Here is a 17,234-nt window from a genome sequence, read left to right on the forward strand (position 1 = left end):
GTTCTACACACCATCAAAGAATAGCTATATCGTATCTGAACGTTCATAAGTTCTTGGAATAGCTATACCTGATTGTATTGTAGATCTTCTTTTACCCGCCATAATCTAAATTCAAACTTAAAAAAACAGATACATGAAGTATCCAATTACCATAATTACTACTGTTCTATTGGCGGTCACACAACTGGTTCACGCACAAGTTGCCGACACCCTCGATCTTGGGGAAATTGTAATCACGGCATCAAAAACCCCTACTACCGAACGGGAAACTACCAAACCGGTTACCGTTATAAGTAGGGCTGAAATTGAGCAACAACCCAGTGCTTCCGTTGCAGAATTACTAAATCAACAAAATGGGCTAATGATAAATGGAGCGGTTTCAAGCCCTGGAAAAGATAAATCTGTATACCTTCGCGGGGCATCAACACAGTACACCCTGATATTAATTGATGGATATCCCGTTACCGATCCTTCCAGCGAGGGTGGAGCGTTTGATCTACGCTTAATGTCGCTCGAAAATGTAGAACGAATAGAAATTGTAAAAGGAAGTATGAGTACGCTTTACGGCTCTGATGCTATCTCAGGGGTCATTAATATCATAACCAAAAAACCTGAAGCAGGAGCCTTTAACTTATACGCCAAGGCAGCCTATGGTTCGTTCAATACCAATGAATTATCACTGGGAGCAAACGGGAATGCAGGTATTGCAAGCTATAAAGTGAATGTATCCCGTGATTTTACGGAAGGAATTTCTGAGGCAGAATCAACCGATGGACCCGAATTCGGTAAAGATGGATACGAGCGAATATATACTTCAGCTGAAATTGGTATAGAGCCATTAAGGAATTTCAATATCACCCCTTTTGTAAATTATTCTACCTATGATGGGGATTATGATGACGGTGCATTTGCTGATGCCAATAATAGCTACGAAGCCTCTTTGCTGAATACCGGTGCTCGGTTTCAGTTTACTTCAGGTCATTTCAACATAAAAGAAGCTGTTACTTTTACACAAACCGAGCGTAAGTTTACCGATCAGTATGGGGTATTTAATCCAAAGGCGTCATTATTAAACTCAGATTTACATGCCACCTATAACCGATTTAATTCGGTTAGATTTTTAGCAGGATTCAGTTACCAAAATCTTGGATTTGAACTGGATGGAATTGATGAAAGTACATCTTTGGTAAGTCCATATTTGACGGTTTACCTAAAATCAAATGTTGGTTTGAATGCGGAATTAGGACTTCGGGTGAATAATCACAGCGAGTACGGTTCAAATTGGACCTTCAACGTTGCACCTGTATTTAATGTGAATGAGGAGATTAAGCTTTTGGCGTCTGTGAGTTCCGGTTTCAAAGCTCCTACATTGAACGAGTTGTTTGGCCCCTTTGGATCAAACATCAGCTTAGAACCTCAAAAAAGTCTGACTTTTGACGGGGGGATAGAATACCGTCATTCAGCATCCGGCTTTAAGGGAAGTGTCATCTATTTTAAGCGACAAATAGAAGATTTGATTTCCTACGATTCTAACTTAGGCTACATCAACATAAATGAGCAAGATGATTACGGAGTGGAAGTACAGGCTGAGTATAATTGGGCAGGCTCCCGGGCAGAAGTTTTCTATAATTTCCTGGAAGGAGCTATCACCCAAAACGGAGAAGAAACCGACAACCTGATTCGTCGCCCGGACCATGCTTTTGGGGTAAACCTATTTCGGCAGCTAACTTCCAATTGGAGTTTAAAATTACATGGCAAATATGTAGGCGAACGAAAGGATCTTTACTTCAACATGAATACATTTACAAATGAGTCCGTTACGCTCGATTCTTACGTTCTCATCAATATCGGTTCGGCATACACTTTGCTAAATGGTAGCCTCACTTTGTTTACTGATATAGAAAATTTACTGGATGCTGATTATACAGAAGTTTATGGATTCAATACTCCCGGCATCCATTTCAAGGGTGGTATAAGACTTAATTACTAAGAGAATTATTATTCTATGTACGATTTAAGATTGACTAATTATTGATTAACATCATTTAAGAATTATTAATTAATATGATATTATAAAAACTGTGATATTAATTTATATATAATTAATTCACAAAGACACTAAAACCAAATTGTGGATAACTTTTGCAAAGTAGTTTGCAAAGAATACCATTCTAAAAAAGCCCTTAAAGTGTATTTTGAGGGCTTTTTTATTGTTTGGGATTATTTCGTAAGAATAATTTCAATTAGAAAATTCAATAAAAAATATAATATGAAAAAAAGAGAACTAAGCTTTGCAGAAATTTTATTTCCTAATGTGGATAAGTATTCAAATTTGTGGAAAAGTATTCGATTTTTAACTTGCTGTCATACCTCTACTCGTCTATATTATTCCGTACTTCTTTAGGAGATAACTCTGCAATCGGGTATTAAAATTGTCTCTCATCTACGAAGGTTATTAAAAATTTTAATTCAAACGAAGTACGCCAATGAAATTTACTCGCTTCTACACCAATCCGGACTGGAAAACACCATTTGATGAAATCAAATTTGCAACGCGCACCTCTGAAATAAAAAATCCTGACGGTTCCCAGGTTTTCCATATGGAAAACGTTGTGGTACCGGAAGATTGGAGTCAGGTATCTACAGATGTCATTGCACAAAAATATTTCCGGAAAGCCGGAGTGCCTGCAAAACTCAAAAAGGTAAAAGAAAAGGGCGTGCCTACATGGTTGCAAAGATCCGTTCCTGATGAAAAAGCCCTCAAAGAGTTACCGGAAGAAAAACGGTACGGACATGAAATTGACAGTAAGCAAGTGTTTCACCGATTGGCGGGCTGTTGGACTTATTGGGGATGGAAGCATGATTATTTTGAAAGTGAAGAGGATGCAAAGGTATTTTATGATGAATTAGCATATATGCTGGCCACGCAGATGGCGGCTCCGAACAGTCCGCAGTGGTTTAACACCGGCCTTCATTGGGCCTATGGAATTAACGGTCCGGCTCAAGGACATTATTATGTGGATGGCAAGACCGGGGAATTGAAGCGATCCGAAGATGCCTATACGCATCCACAACCACATGCATGTTTCATTCAAAGCGTGGATGATGATCTCGTAAATGAAGGTGGAATTATGGATCTGTGGACTAGAGAAGCTCGTCTCTTCAAATATGGATCCGGTACCGGAAGTAACTTTTCCAAAATTCGCGGAGCCGATGAACCTTTAAGTGGCGGTGGAAGAAGTTCCGGATTAATGAGCTTCCTCAAAATTGGCGACCGTGCTGCCGGTGCTATTAAATCTGGTGGAACTACCCGGCGTGCAGCGAAAATGGTAACCCTCGATCTGGATCACCCCGATATCGAAGAATACATCAACTGGAAAGTTCGGGAAGAGCAGAAAGTAGCCGCGTTGGTAGCCGGTTCAAAGACGGTTCAAAGGCGACTTAAGAATATTATCAAGTTGTGCCACACACCGGTTGAGATTGAAGGACGTACTTTTAACGGGGCGATGAGCCGTGATCCGCTGAAAAACAAAAAGCTGGCAGAAGAAATCCGTAAGGCAAAAAGAGATCAGATACCTCTTAATTATATAGAGCGTGTCATTCAGCTTGCAGCTCAGGGATTCACTGACTTAGAATTTGATACCTACGATACAGACTGGAATTCCGAAGCCTATTCTACGGTAAGCGGACAAAATTCCAACAACTCCGTACGAGTACCAAACTCCTTCATGAAAGCGGTGAAGGAAGATAGTGATTGGCATTTATATGGTCGTGTTGAGAAAAAACGAGCGGCCAAAGAAGGACGTGAGCCCGAGCCAATGAAATCTATGAAAGCCCGTGAACTTTGGGATGACATTGCCTATGCAGCTTGGTCCTGTGCCGACCCCGGAACGCAGTATCATGACACCATCAACGAATGGCACACCTGCCCCGAGGATGGCCCGATCAATGCGAGTAATCCTTGTTCGGAATATATGTTCCTCGACAACACTGCGTGTAACCTTGCCTCTCTGAACCTGATGAAATACTTCGAAGGTGATGGCGAGTACAGGAAGTTTGATGTGGAGTCATTGAAATATGCTTCCCGTTTATGGACGGTAGTCCTTGAAATTTCTGTGCTGATGGCTCAGTTCCCATCCAAAGAAATTGCGGATCTTTCCTACAAATTCCGCACGCTGGGACTTGGATATGCCAATATTGGAGCGGCTCTTATGGTGCAAGGGCTTCCTTACGACAGTGAAGAAGGAGCCGCTGTAGCCGGAGCCGTTACCGCTACCATGCACATGACGTCCTATGCAACTTCAGCCGAGATGGCGAAAGAGCTGGGATCTTTTGAGCGATACGAAGCCAACAAAGAACATATGTTGAAGGTGATCCGAAATCACCGAAGGGCAGCTTACAATGCTGATCCTGAGGAGTACGAAGGATTGACCGTGAAGCCGATGGGAATCGATGCGTCGCTGTGTCCGGATTATCTGGTGAAAGCCGCCAAAAAAGCTTCAGATAAAGCACTCAAGCTTGGTGAAAAACACGGATATAGAAATGCGCAGGTTACCGTTCTTGCCCCAACCGGAACCATTGGTCTGGTCATGGATTGTGATACGACCGGAATCGAGCCTGATTTCGCCTTGGTAAAATTCAAGAAACTGGCCGGTGGCGGATATTTCAAGATCATCAATCAAGCCGTGCCGAAAGCGCTGAAAAACCTTGGCTATTCCAAAAAAGAATCTCAGGAGATCATTGACTATGCAAAAGGTTCAGGATCACTTGAGGGATGTCCACACATCAATCCTGAAACCCTGATGGATAAAGGATTCACCAAAGAGAAAATTGATGCGGTGAATCAGGCGCTTCCAGGAAGTTTCGATATCAAATTTGCATTCAACCAGTGGACGCTGGGAGAAGATTTCTGTAAAGAAGTACTGGAAATTTCTGAAGAGCAGCTCAACGATATGAATTTCGATATGCTGCGTTTCCTTGGTTTTAGCCATGAGCAGATCCAGGAAGCCAATGATTACGTATGTGGAACCATGACCGTGGAAGGTGCACCGCATCTGAAAGAGGAAGATTACGCTGTATTCGATTGCGCAAACCGATGCGGGAGAATTGGAACGCGTTTCATTTCAGCCAAAGGACATATTCGCATGATGGCTGCTGCCCAGCCATTCTTGTCCGGCGCGATTTCAAAAACCATCAACCTTCCAAACGAAGCGACTATCGAAGATATGAAGGACGCTTACATGGATTCATGGGAGATGATGCTGAAGGCTAATGCCTTGTATCGTGACGGCTCAAAATTAAGTCAGCCGCTGAATTCCATGGCCGATGTACTTGAGGAAATCGTGGATGAGGAAGATGAGGAGTCCGTAGATGCAGAAACTTCACAAGCTCAGGACAAAGTACTTGAAGTAGCCGAGCGAATCATTCACAAATATGTGGCTCGTCGTCAGCGACTTCCATTCCGTCGTGAAGGTTACACGCAAAAAGTGAAGATCGGCGGACAGAGTGTCTATCTCAGAACAGGTGAATATGAAAACGGTCAATTGGGTGAAATCTTTATTGATATGCACCGTGAAGGGGCCGCTTTCAGAAGCTTGTTGAACTGTTTTGCTATTTCAATTTCCCTTGGATTACAGCACGGCGTTCCATTGGAAGAATTTGTGGATGCCTTTGTATTCACCAAATTCGAGCCAAGCGGAATGGTAAATGGCAACCCGCATGTGAAGATGAGTACCTCAGTTATTGACTACATTTTCCGTGAGCTTGCAGTTACTTATCTCGGCCGAGAAGATTTAGCACACGTGCCGGCTGAGGAAATTGAAACTCGGAATTTACGTCCTACGGCAGAAGCCAACCCGGATGTGGACAGTGCTGAATTTGATAAAGGTAGCACTGATACTAAAACAACAGCACGTGCACCTGAACCGGAGCCTGAAGTAGCCCCGTCGATGTCAGATCCATCACAAACGGCTGCTGAATCTCAAGCCCAAACACAACAAAAAGCGGTGAAGTCAGACAGTTACGAAAGTGACTATGACAAAGCCAAACAAATGGGCTACACCGGTGAAGCCTGCCCCGAATGCGGCAGCATGACCATGGTCAGAAACGGAACCTGTATGAAGTGTATTACTTGTGGATCTACCACGGGTTGTAGTTGATTCGTTAATCGTTGGAATCGAATTAACGAATCACCATTAAACAAATATCGAATTTTGTAGAGAACATTAGAAAGCCCTGATTGGTGAGTAACTGATCGGGGTTTTTAGTTTCTATGATTTTAGGTGTAGAAAGCTATTTTGGCTTTGGCAACAACACCTCTCACAATAAATACAGGAACAATTGCATTTATTGACCTCTCCTCAAGGAGAGACTATTCGTTGAAGCATAAAAGATTTGAAGCTGAATTGTTTAACGGATATTGATTTGTCACAAGGCTAAGTCCTCCCTTGAGGGAAGTGCCTTCATTTTTAACTTGTTAAAATGAGCGGTGGGTGTTCGTACTAAGGTTTAACTATTTTTTCTGGTGTAGAAAAAACCGTATCATAAATTCTCTAAGTCATCCAAGTCCCGATGTCTTCCTGAAGCTCGTTTATTCTTTTTTAAATCATTAAGAGATATAAAATTGACGTCTATATCATCTACAACAGCTTCTTTTTTAGAAGAATAAGCTTCATCAAACTCAACTCCATCAATTTCATTAATAATATCTATGCGGTGAGGAGGATAGCCTATTTGAATTATTGAGTCAGGTTTTGAAAAATCATCAGGTGATAGATTTAAAGAACCCATTACAAAAGCCTCCAGTACTCGAACTAATTTTTGAGCATTTTTAGGTGAGGACTTAACCCAGAAATCAATGTCACCGGTGTACCGAGGGTGCCCATAAAAGGCTACAGCGTAACCACCGGTAATCAGGTATTTAACCTCGTTCTCGTTTAACAACTCTACAAACTCTTTGAAGTCGGGTGGGAAGACCTTTGAGTCGGACATATTGTTGCCTCAGGGTTTCAAGAGCGGCAAGTCGTTCTTCCGGAGACTTATTCATCCAGTAATCACGGTCACTTTTTTGCTCTTGTTTTGTTATGATTTTTATTGATTTGTCCATGGATAAATATACATTTTTATCCATAAAATTTCTGAATCTCAATCAACTGGTTCAAGCGTCTCGCTTGGACCATACATTGTCTAATTCATCACGCGGACCGGGAGGTCCTACCAGGCGTTCCCAACGGGGACGTTTGGGAACGATGAATAAGTGTTCATCCGTCGATGTTCATTGTTGGATGTTCTGATGTTCCTAAAGCATCTCTCCACCAATACTTTTACCTTTCGGATGAACTTGAATTACAGCCTATAACATCATGGCAAACTTTCCCAACCCATTCTTTCGCTGGAGACCCCATCCTTGGCACGGACTCGAAGTTGGCTCCAATCAACCCAAAAATGTAAACGCCTTTATTGAGCTTACCCCGTTTGATACCATCAAATATGAAGTAGATAAAAAAACAGGGTATATGCGGGTTGATCGCCCACAACGGAGTTCGTCACTTCCACCATCATTGTATGGATTTATACCTCGAACGTATTGTGGAGATGAAGTTGGAGCCCTCTCATCTCAAGATGTGCAGGGAGATGGAGATCCGCTGGATATTTGTGTGCTGAGTGAGCGTCCCATTGACCGCAATGAGGTAATTTTAAGTGCCAGAGTAATTGGCGGATTGCACATGGTTGATAAGGGAGAGGCCGATGATAAAATCATCTCCGTACTCGATAACGATACCTATTACGCAGATATAGAAAGCGTAAATGATTTGCCTCCGGTATTATTGGAACGATTGCGGCACTATTTTGGGACATACAAATTGATTCCGGGAAAAGAATCGAATGATGTATATGTAGAGGGTATTTTTGATGAGAACCACGCATATAAAGTGATCGAAGCAGCCATCAAAGATTACGAAACTATGTTCGGAGAGTAATAAGCCAGCATTGAATATTGAACGGACTATCGTATGACAAAGGGTAAAGAGAATATCCGGGTACAGAAATTTATTGTGGCCATTGCAGTGATTCTCTTTGCACTCAAGATGGGAGCTTGGTATTTGACCGGTTCGGTAGCAGTTCTCACAGATGGACTCGAAAGCATTGTCAATGTCATTTCGGGATTCATTGGGCTCTACAGTCTTTATCTGTCCGCAAAGCCCAAAGATGCCAATCACCCCTATGGACACGGGAAAGTTGAGTTCATTTCAGCAGGTATTGAAGGTACGCTGATAACCATAGCCGGGCTTTTTATTATTTATGAAGCTGTTCGAAGTTTCATACATCCTGAGCCGCTACAGAAACTTGACCTGGGGATCATATTGATAGCAATTTCAGCTGTTATTAACTATGGATTTGGATGGTGGGCTTATCAAACCGGGAAAGAAAATGATTCCTTGGCATTACAAGCCAGTGGCCGTCATCTTCAAACAGATACTTACACCACCATTGGTATTATAGCCGGATTGATCCTTATCAGATTTACCAATATTCTTTGGCTGGATGGGGCCGTAGCCATTGTATTTGCACTATTTATAATGAGAACAGGGTACCGGATATTAAGAGTTGCCGTGGCAGGTATTATGGATGAAACAGATGAAGATTTGCTGGAAGATTTGATCAGTTTTTTGCAGGAAAACCGAGATCCAAAATGGATTGATCTCCATAATCTCAGGATCATCAAATATGGCCGAATTCTGCATGTTGATTGCCACCTAACGTTGCCATGGTACCTCACTGTAAAAGAAGCTCATGCTGAGTTGGATAAGATCGAAGCCTTGATTACAGATAAATTTGGAGATCGCATAGAGATCTTCATTCACACCGATTATTGTATGGAGTTTTCGTGCCGAATATGTCAGGTGACAAACTGCGAAGTTCGTCAACATCAGTTTGAAGAAGAAATTACCTGGACGGTTGAAAATGTAGCCTCAGATGGGAAACATCAGCTTGGTAATTAAATTAAAAAGTTCACGAGTTTAAATATAATCACTCAAGTCAATATCTAACTTTGCAGAATATTGTCTAAGCAATTCTATTTTGTAATCAGGAACCAACTCTGTCTCACCAGCAATGATCTCTTTAGCCAGCCTTTTGGGCAGTATAAATGACTTTGCGTGTGTACCAAAATCTTCAGCAATGCTATTTTGAATGGGCTTCATGAGCTTATCTTTCATATTGTTGATGTGGCTTTGACGGTGGCGCATTGCCAGGTAATCTTCTTTACTGAGATCATATGAGGCTTTTTTAGTCTTCGATAAATTTCTGGATTCTGCCTCATTGATACTTTTTTGTAATTCTTGCTGCAACTGTTTTTGAAAACCGGAGTTTTTGATTTTGCCAAATATCCCTTTAGTATTCTGCCAAGACGAAATGTTGTTTGGATTTTTGGCAAGTTCTTCCACAAGCTCCTTCTTTATAATCTGGTAGAAGGGCTTGTTATACTTTTCTGCAATACCGTCGAAAAAGTCCATCAAATGACAATAAATATGCCATTCATACATCGTCATATTATTCTTTTCCTTTTCTTTGACCGGATTGTTATGATCAAGATCGCTGTAATCTAATTGGTCAAAGATCGAATTTTCCTGCAATATCCAATCCAGTAGATTTTGTTTTCGGGCTTGATCTTCTAAAGCATTTTTAAAATCAAGCAGGTATATAACATCATCGGCGGCATATTGTATTTGCTTGTCTGTCAATGGCCGCTTATACCAATTACTTTGTTGGGATGAGCTGTTAACCTCAATATCCAGAACCTCACTAATGAGATTTGTCAGTGAAGCCGGTTCATAATTCAACAAACTTGTGGCAATGTCCAAGTCGAAGATATTTTTTGGAAAACAATCGAGGGAATGAAAGAGTCGCAAATCCTCCCCAAATGCAAAAACGACTTTCTGAATATCTGGATTTTGGATAGGAGGGAAGATCGTCGAGATGGATAATGAATCACTGAGTGGATCCACTATATAACAATCCTCACCATCATAAATCTGCATCAGGCACATATCAAAACCGTAGCGGTATCGGTTACGGTCAAATTCCAAATCAATGGAAAATTGCTTTCTTGTATTCAATTTAGAACTCAGATTTTCTAAATCATGTTCTTCTTTAATGATATGTACTGACATTGGGTTATTTAAAATGAAAAAGTTGAGCTAAAGTATTAATAATAATGTTGAAATGTGAGATATTTAGCGGTGTTTTGAATAATGATTAGATGCTAAAACGGATGAAAGTTTCTCCAAAGTTTCCTCTGAGACCGGATCATCAAAATGTTGAATTATATCACGCAATTGCTCATTGGTTCTAATACCCAACACTGCCGAAGCCACAGCGGTATGTTGTAATACATACTGAATGGAAAGAGCAGTAGGATTCCCCATTTTCTTGATTTCACTTTGAAGTTTACCAAAGTCTGCTACACTATAATTCAGATATTCTTTGGGAGACTTATTAATCAATAAGCCTTTAGCAAGTGTACCCCTCGTTATTACACTAATGTCATTTTCAGCCAGTAGATCCAAAATTTCTTCTTCAGGTCTTTTATCCAAAAGGCTATACTGCATCATCACACAATCCATGTTAGAGCGTTTTACCCATTCACGGATTGTATTTGGTCTGATGGATGAAATGCCATATGCGCGAATTTTGCCTTGCTTCTTGAGTCGTTCAAATGCCTCGATGGTTTCATCAATAGGGTCGTCTATAGTGCCTCCATGTAGCATATATAGATCGATGTAATCAGTTTGTAATCTGCGCAGACTTTCATTTACTGCAGTGAGAATGTGTTCCTTTGACGGATTCCAATCCCAACCCGAACCATTTTCCTTCCACTCATTTCCCACTTTTGTTGAAATTAGTGTGTTCTCCCGAAAAGGGTTTAGCGCTGTACCAACCACCTTTTCATTTAATCCTTTGTCATACAAATCAGCTGTGTCAAAAAAGTTAATGCCCGATTTATATGCTTTCCGTATCAATTTGGAATTGTGGTCTAGCCCTTTGTCGATTTCAAGCGACATACAACCAAAACTGATTTCACTGACTTTAATGTTTGTACTTCCCAACTGTGTGTACTTCATAAATACCTGTCATCTTAAAATGGATTAGTATAAGTAAAAGAATTCATGAATGATTCCATTCAGCAGTTAAGCTATGAAAGCACACATCTGATAACCTTTTAATCTTAAAATGAATAAGATGTGCAAAGTTTTTGCAAGTTTTGAGATATGATCAGGACAATAATTCCCTAAAAAGTAGTATTCCGGATCAGGAACTTTCCATTGAAAGTCAATGGAGTTGCTTTTCCTTTATAAAGTAAAGAATCTGGTTTTGGGTTCTCATTTTTTGGAATCTTTACACCATGGATATGCAAGTGAGGCTCTGTGGTATTTCCTGTATTGCCAACCTCTGCGATAGGTTGATTGGCTTCAATTTTGTCCCCTTTCTCGACCTTGATACTTCCTTGTTTTAGATGAGCTAATACGATATATAAACTATCTTTTTTAATCCAGATATGATTCCCGGTAGGTTGTTCTGAAACTGTTTTGGGTGGAATTTGATCCGGTAAACTGTCTTTTGCATCTACGATAGTACCTGATAAAGGGCTGTAAACCGTTTTTCCAAAAATACTATATTTGTGTAGCTGTTTTGGAAATAGCCCTTCAGCTCGAAATCCCCAGTCATTTAGTTTAACAATATCGAGAGCATATTTTTGTTGGTCAGCAATTCCATGGTAATTCAAAGCAATTGTACTACCACCATGTATTACGTAATTAGTTTCTCCTTTTAAAGGATAAGTTAAGTCCAATTTTTTTTGCTTAGTTCCAGTCCCCAATAAACTCCAAAGTAGTATTACAACAAATAGCAGTATTTCAGAAATTTTCCCCCAACTCAACTTCATCTTTTTACTGTTATATGTGGGCAGATCTTTTACTTGGAGGAAGGAAGATAATGCTGCTATCAAGAAAAATGTATTCAGCCAATATCTCAATCCATATCCAATTACATCCCAGCGAAATACAAAAAATAGAGTAGCTAATAAAAGTAAAAAATGGACAAAGGATACTGTCCAGTTGACTTTTAATTCAAAATTAGATTTCCATAACCGGTAAATTAAATACAGAGGCATCCCAACTTGAATAATTGGTATCAAAGCAAAGAGTAGAGGAAATAGCATGTTTTTGGCACTTTTTAATTGACTAAAAAACCAGGATTAATTATTTCAAAAGAAATTAATCCTATTGGTTAAAATTAAATTCACCTTCTCACATTTGTTCTATAACCTGCAGTAATAGACCAGTTTATTCTTTTAAGTGAAATATCGCATACTCTTCAGGGTAATGTAATGTCATTTGGAAAAATTGAAATACAGACCCACCTAAAGCACCAATTATCTCTTTATCCATCATTGAAGCCATATGTTCCCTAAAAACTTGATCTGGGCGAGTTGTAAACCAAACTGGTCCAACTGTGTGACCTGCAATTCTAATTTCTGGAACTTTTATATAGTTGGCGCCGGTAAATTTTTCTCCTTTTTTTATTACTTGCCAGTTTGGATTCTCCTCATGCCATTTTTCAAATTTAGATTGCGTTATATAACTTGCCCCTCGTGTAGGGGGTAAATTATCATCCATTTTCTTATGAGCATTGTTACTTACAAAAGTGGTAGCACCTGTATCAAGTAGAAAATTTAGTCGTTCTCCATTTACATATGCTTGAATTCTTGGTAAGTGAGTTTTGTGCCTATTACGATCATCTTTTGAAAAGAAAAGATCTACCATATGTTCTTGACGTAAGTTATCTGAGTTAAATGAATTATGCAGTAAAAGCTCTTCTTCCCCATATTTAATGGTCCAAATGCGGGTAGCAAACCAATCTTGGCCAAGCATTCCCTCATCAATAACTCCCTCTTCTTGTAGCTTCTTATTCATGCCGGTTGCGGGTGGCATCACTAACATTTTGTTAGCAAATAAATCTTTTTTTCTATTTAGGACTGTCTCTTTTGCTGAATCAAAATCATAATGCATAAAAGGAATTTTATAGTTTGACTGTAATTCTGGTATATCTGCTACCATTAATTGTCTTCCTCCAGCTTTCTCTTTCTCTATTTTAAGATCCAAATTATCAGCAAGTTGTTGAGTGATAAAAATTCCACCTCCGCCCGTATCTGTAAAAAATTTAATAGTATCTTTTTCCATAGTAACCGTCTCTATATAAATTTGATTTGCTTCAAATTTAGCTGGAAGTTTCTGGTAGTTAGATTGTGAAAAAAGTAAATCAGCAGGAAAGATCAGTGCAATTATGAAAATTATAGTAGTAAATTTCATGATTTTGTTAGAATATTATGATCGATTTGTGAAAATTACGTGCGTAAAAACAATTAGTTACGCCAATAATTTCAAAGAATGTAAATCATAGATTATCATTTTATTTGACTCTGGTAATTAAAATATCAATCGCATTTTGATTCATCCTTTTCTGATTTCCATTTGATTCATTCCTGCAAATACTGCATACTAAGCGGGAAATAAAACCTATGGAGGTCAAACACAATGTCGGAAAGGGACTTAGAAGGATATTGGAAAAAAAATTTAAGCTACCTGGGGATACTACTCAGTATCTGGTTTGTAGTTTCATATGGATTTGGAATTTTATTAGCCCCTGCATTAAATGAGATTCAAATTGCCGGGTTTAAACTTGGGTTTTGGTTTGCCCAACAAGGCTCCATCTATACTTTTGTGATCCTCATCTTCGTGTACGTGTATTTAATGAATAATCTGGATAAGGAATTCAACGTGCGGGAGGACGACTAATCATGGATGTTCAAGTTTGGACCTATATTTTAGTTGGAATCACATTCGCTCTTTACATTGGAATTGCGATTTGGGCGAAAGCCGCTACCACCAGCGATTTTTATATAGCAGGTGCACATGTAAGTCCCCTGACTAACGGTATGGCCACGGCCGCAGACTGGATGTCGGCCGCTTCTTTTCTTTCCATGGCAGGGCTCATTTCTTTTATGGGCTACGACGGTTCCGTATATTTGATGGGGTGGACCGGAGGGTATGTATTGCTAGCGTTATTATTGGCTCCATATCTACGCAAGTTTGGTAAATTTACTATTCCTGATTTTATCGGGGATCGCTACTATTCAAATTTCGCCCGAACCATTGCTGTTATTTGTGCGGTGATTGTATCCTTCACCTATGTAGCAGGGCAGATGCGAGGAGTAGGCCTTGTATTCTCTAAATTCCTGGAAGTGAATATTGATATGGGAGTTCTAATTGGGATGGCTATCGTATTTTTCTATGCGGTTTTAGGGGGAATGAAAGGTATTACCTACACGCAGGTCGCCCAATATTGCGTACTTATCTTTGCTTTTATGGTACCCGCTTTTTTTATCTCCTTTCAGCTAACCGGAAATCCTGTTCCTCAACTTGGGTTCGGCTCTACTTTAGCTGATGGCTCGGGACAATTTCTACTCGAAAAGTTGGATGAGTTGCATACAGAACTTGGCTTTGCCGCCTATACCAGTGGGACTAAAAGTACTGTGGATGTCTTTTTCATTACAGCTGCTTTGATGATAGGTACGGCCGGACTCCCTCATGTGATTGTGCGATTTTTTACTGTTCCCAAAGTACGTGATGCCCGAATTTCAGTGGGATATGCACTCATTTTCATTGCGATACTATACACCACAGCACCGGCTATTGCTGCTTTCGCCAAATACAATTTAATGGAAACCGTAAGCGAGGAAGAATACACCGAAATGCCGCCTTGGTTTAATACTTGGGAAGAAACAGGACTCCTCACTTGGGTTGACAAAAATGATGATGGCATTATCACCTATGCACCTGGTGAAGCTATTGAGGGCTTACCTGATATACAGCGAACTGAAGAAGGGGAAGTTCTCCGTGGAGCATTCGGTGAAGTGCTTGTCAATAATCCTCCGGCAGAGGGTGAGAATGAACTGTATGTAGATCGGGATATTATGGTATTGGCCAATCCCGAAATAGCGAATTTACCGGCTTGGGTTGCCGGTTTGGTAGCCGCCGGTGGACTTGCTGCCGCCCTCTCAACGGCAGCCGGGTTACTCTTGGTGATATCCACAGCAGTTTCTCATGATCTAATCAAAAAGCAGATTCAGACTGATATTTCAGATAAAGCAGAATTGATGTGGGCACGAATTTCTGCTGCGGGTGCGGTATTGGTAGCCGGATATTTTGGGATTAATCCGCCCGGTTTTGTGGCAGAGGTAGTGGCCATTGCCTTTGGGCTTGCTGCGGCTTCATTTTTCCCTGCTATAATCCTTGGTATTTTCTATAAGAAGATGAACCGACAGGGAGCCATTGCGGGAATGATTGCCGGATTGTTGTTTACGTTGGCTTATGTAGTTTTCTTCAAGATTGCTTTCCCGGAATATAATACACCGGAATATTGGTGGTTTGGAATCTCTCCGGAGGGTATTGGAACACTTGGAATGCTACTGAACTTGGTAGTTTCGTATGCGGTTGGAATGATTTTTCCTGAGCCGCCTGAAGACGTACAGGAACTGGTAGAAGGTATTCGGTATCCTCAATAATAATTATGGATTAATTGAAGTAAGCCCACTTTTGTAAGGTGGGCTTTATCCTCAATATCTAATTTAAGATAGTGGCAGGATATTATTCATCAACGGCCCAGGGAAAGTATTTTTTGATGTGCTTGTCTTTCCCCTTGAACCGGATGTTCTCATTTCCCTTAATTTTGTTGGCGATATGCTCAACCGGCTTTCCAAATTCACTGTATAAATTACCAAGTGATATCGTTTTTCTCCCGCTTTTGATATTTACCAGCATCACATCAACAAAAATTTCATCTATCTCATCAATATCAAAACTGAAAGAACCAAAGAGTCCTTTTTTAGAAAGTGTATTTTCAGATATACTTATTTCGTATTGAGCGGTATAAATTATCGACAAAATCGAGGCGATAAATAAGAGACTAAAGAATATAGGAATCCAGGTTTCAACATCTTCCTTAATATTGAAGACCACAAAGTTGACTTGAAATAAGGAACCGATCACAATATCGAGTGAAACAACGGCGAGGAAAAGAGCACAGATATAGCTAATCCCTTTCCAAATTGGTTTAAGAGAAGTGCTGTAAGTGGTAGTATTCATTGGACCCATTTTATTTTATTCATTTTAACGAAACAAATAAATAATAAAATGGAACCTATATCAAGAAAGAATATTTACTTAGAACCAGCCGGTGCCTAAACCACGGAAAGGCCATGGGATGGAAGCTATCATGATTAGCAACCCAATTCCGTAGGTAATAGCAATTCGCTTGTGTTTAGATAAAGACCGATCCATTTTTTTGGCGGTGCTAAATCCAAAGGTGATGAGGCCAATGGCAATAAGCATCATGGTGATATGTTCAACGGTATAAAAGCGTAGTACAGAACTTTCCATCACACCGGATTCAAAAGAAACCTTAGGACTGATGAAATAAAGTACTAAGCCGATCAATAATTGAATATGCGTAAATATAAGAGCAAGAAGAGCGGCTAATTGATCTGATTTCTGATATTGTTTTTCCCCGGTCCAGCCGGAAATAGCTTTATATATAGCCCAAATAATTAAGACCAAAACGATCCATCGAAGTCCAGAGTGTGCGTGAATTAAGCCGGTGTACATATTTGAAATATTTAGTTCTGATTTTTAAGGAATATAGGGAAAATTGACTGATTTGGTTAATGGTGAAATTGGTATTGGTAATTTGTTTCGAATACAATTTCGGCGTATCGAAAAAACCAATAACGAATACCCTATATTTTCGACTCCAGTTTCCTGAAGATACGTTTTACCCGACGTTTATTAACACCGAGATCATAAGCTCCAAGCCGACTTGCACTGCGAATGAAAACTGTAGTTTTATCACTATCTTCATCCAGAATTACATCCACATCATCTTTAAATCCAAATAGCGGGATTCGATATACGGAATGGACTTCAAAGTGATCAGAATCAATTACTTCAAAACTGTGGGCTTCCTTTGCGAAAATATTCTTTAAAGCTTCAAAAACTACATCGGCTTTAGCTTTATAAACTTTGGAAGTCCGAATACAATTTGGAGTAACAGGGCAGGGTGGAAGTGGGTTGTTCTTAGAATTTTGAGCCATGAAGCGTGCCATTTAGGTTGTAGAT

General features: G+C 40.0%; 14 protein-coding genes. 6 read left to right on the forward strand and 8 right to left on the reverse strand.

What is annotated here, in order from left to right; translation table 11 throughout:
* Positions 1–133 precede the first annotated feature (133 nt).
* Positions 134–1,990, forward strand: coding sequence for a TonB-dependent receptor domain-containing protein (locus tag RI561_RS04410; protein WP_395079015.1), 1,857 nt, complete (start codon positions 134–136; stop codon positions 1,988–1,990).
* Between the two features lie 496 nt (positions 1,991–2,486).
* The gene (locus RI561_RS04415) at positions 2,487–6,158 is read left to right on the forward strand and encodes a vitamin B12-dependent ribonucleotide reductase (RefSeq protein ID WP_395079016.1); all 3,672 of its coding nucleotides are present in this window, start codon (positions 2,487–2,489) and stop codon (positions 6,156–6,158) included.
* Between the two features lie 382 nt (positions 6,159–6,540).
* Here the strand turns inward: RI561_RS04415 and RI561_RS04420 are convergent, their stop codons facing one another.
* On the reverse strand, positions 6,541–6,990 hold the full coding sequence (locus tag RI561_RS04420) for a nucleotidyltransferase domain-containing protein (protein ID WP_395079017.1): 450 nt from the start codon (positions 6,988–6,990) through the stop codon (positions 6,541–6,543).
* A gap of 371 nt (positions 6,991–7,361) precedes the next feature.
* On the opposite strand from RI561_RS04420, the gene RI561_RS04425 reads away from it, so the two are divergent.
* Both RI561_RS04425 and RI561_RS04430 read left to right on the forward strand, forming a co-directional pair.
* Positions 7,362–7,979: an inorganic pyrophosphatase gene (locus RI561_RS04425; protein WP_395079018.1), complete on the forward strand. Its 618-nt coding sequence runs from the start codon at positions 7,362–7,364 to the stop codon at positions 7,977–7,979.
* A 33-nt stretch (positions 7,980–8,012) separates the two neighbouring features.
* Positions 8,013–9,002: a cation diffusion facilitator family transporter gene (locus RI561_RS04430; RefSeq protein ID WP_395079019.1), complete on the forward strand. Its 990-nt coding sequence runs from the start codon at positions 8,013–8,015 to the stop codon at positions 9,000–9,002.
* 18 nt (positions 9,003–9,020) lie between these two features.
* Here RI561_RS04430 and RI561_RS04435 read toward each other — a convergent pair whose 3' ends face one another.
* From RI561_RS04435 to RI561_RS04450, 4 genes are all read right to left on the reverse strand, one after another.
* Positions 9,021–10,172, reverse strand: a complete 1,152-nt coding sequence (locus RI561_RS04435) for a hypothetical protein (RefSeq protein ID WP_395079020.1) — start codon at positions 10,170–10,172, stop codon at positions 9,021–9,023.
* A 63-nt stretch (positions 10,173–10,235) separates the two neighbouring features.
* Positions 10,236–11,123 (reverse strand): aldo/keto reductase, encoded by an 888-nt coding sequence (locus tag RI561_RS04440; protein ID WP_395079021.1) that lies wholly within the window; start codon positions 11,121–11,123, stop codon positions 10,236–10,238.
* Between the two features lie 167 nt (positions 11,124–11,290).
* Positions 11,291–12,220 carry a M23 family metallopeptidase gene (locus RI561_RS04445; protein WP_395079022.1) on the reverse strand — a complete coding sequence of 310 codons (930 nt, stop codon included), beginning with the start codon at positions 12,218–12,220 and terminating at the stop codon, positions 11,291–11,293.
* A 124-nt stretch (positions 12,221–12,344) separates the two neighbouring features.
* Positions 12,345–13,370 (reverse strand): hypothetical protein, encoded by a 1,026-nt coding sequence (locus tag RI561_RS04450; RefSeq protein WP_395079023.1) that lies wholly within the window; start codon positions 13,368–13,370, stop codon positions 12,345–12,347.
* Between the two features lie 225 nt (positions 13,371–13,595).
* Here RI561_RS04450 and RI561_RS04455 point away from each other — a divergent pair, with 225 nt between their 5' ends.
* Together RI561_RS04455 and RI561_RS04460 are read left to right on the forward strand one after the other, a co-directional pair.
* Entirely contained in the window at positions 13,596–13,856 is a 261-nt protein-coding gene (locus tag RI561_RS04455) for a DUF4212 domain-containing protein (protein WP_395079024.1), read from the forward strand.
* A 2-nt stretch (positions 13,857–13,858) separates the two neighbouring features.
* Positions 13,859–15,625 carry a sodium:solute symporter family protein gene (locus tag RI561_RS04460; RefSeq protein WP_395079025.1) on the forward strand — a complete coding sequence of 589 codons (1,767 nt, stop codon included), beginning with the start codon at positions 13,859–13,861 and terminating at the stop codon, positions 15,623–15,625.
* Positions 15,626–15,707: 82 nt separating this feature from the next.
* Here the strand turns inward: RI561_RS04460 and RI561_RS04465 are convergent, their stop codons facing one another.
* From RI561_RS04465 to RI561_RS04475, 3 genes are all read right to left on the reverse strand, one after another.
* Positions 15,708–16,205, reverse strand: a complete 498-nt coding sequence (locus RI561_RS04465; RefSeq protein WP_395079026.1) for a hypothetical protein — start codon at positions 16,203–16,205, stop codon at positions 15,708–15,710.
* 78 nt (positions 16,206–16,283) lie between these two features.
* Positions 16,284–16,724, reverse strand: a complete 441-nt coding sequence (locus RI561_RS04470) for a cytochrome B (protein ID WP_395079027.1) — start codon at positions 16,722–16,724, stop codon at positions 16,284–16,286.
* A 131-nt stretch (positions 16,725–16,855) separates the two neighbouring features.
* Positions 16,856–17,209, reverse strand: a complete 354-nt coding sequence (locus RI561_RS04475) for a DUF1499 domain-containing protein (RefSeq protein ID WP_395079028.1) — start codon at positions 17,207–17,209, stop codon at positions 16,856–16,858.
* Positions 17,210–17,234: the final 25 nt, after the last annotated feature.

Source organism: Gracilimonas sp., from assembly GCF_031581265.1.
Classification (GTDB): domain Bacteria; phylum Bacteroidota; class Rhodothermia; order Balneolales; family Balneolaceae; genus Gracilimonas.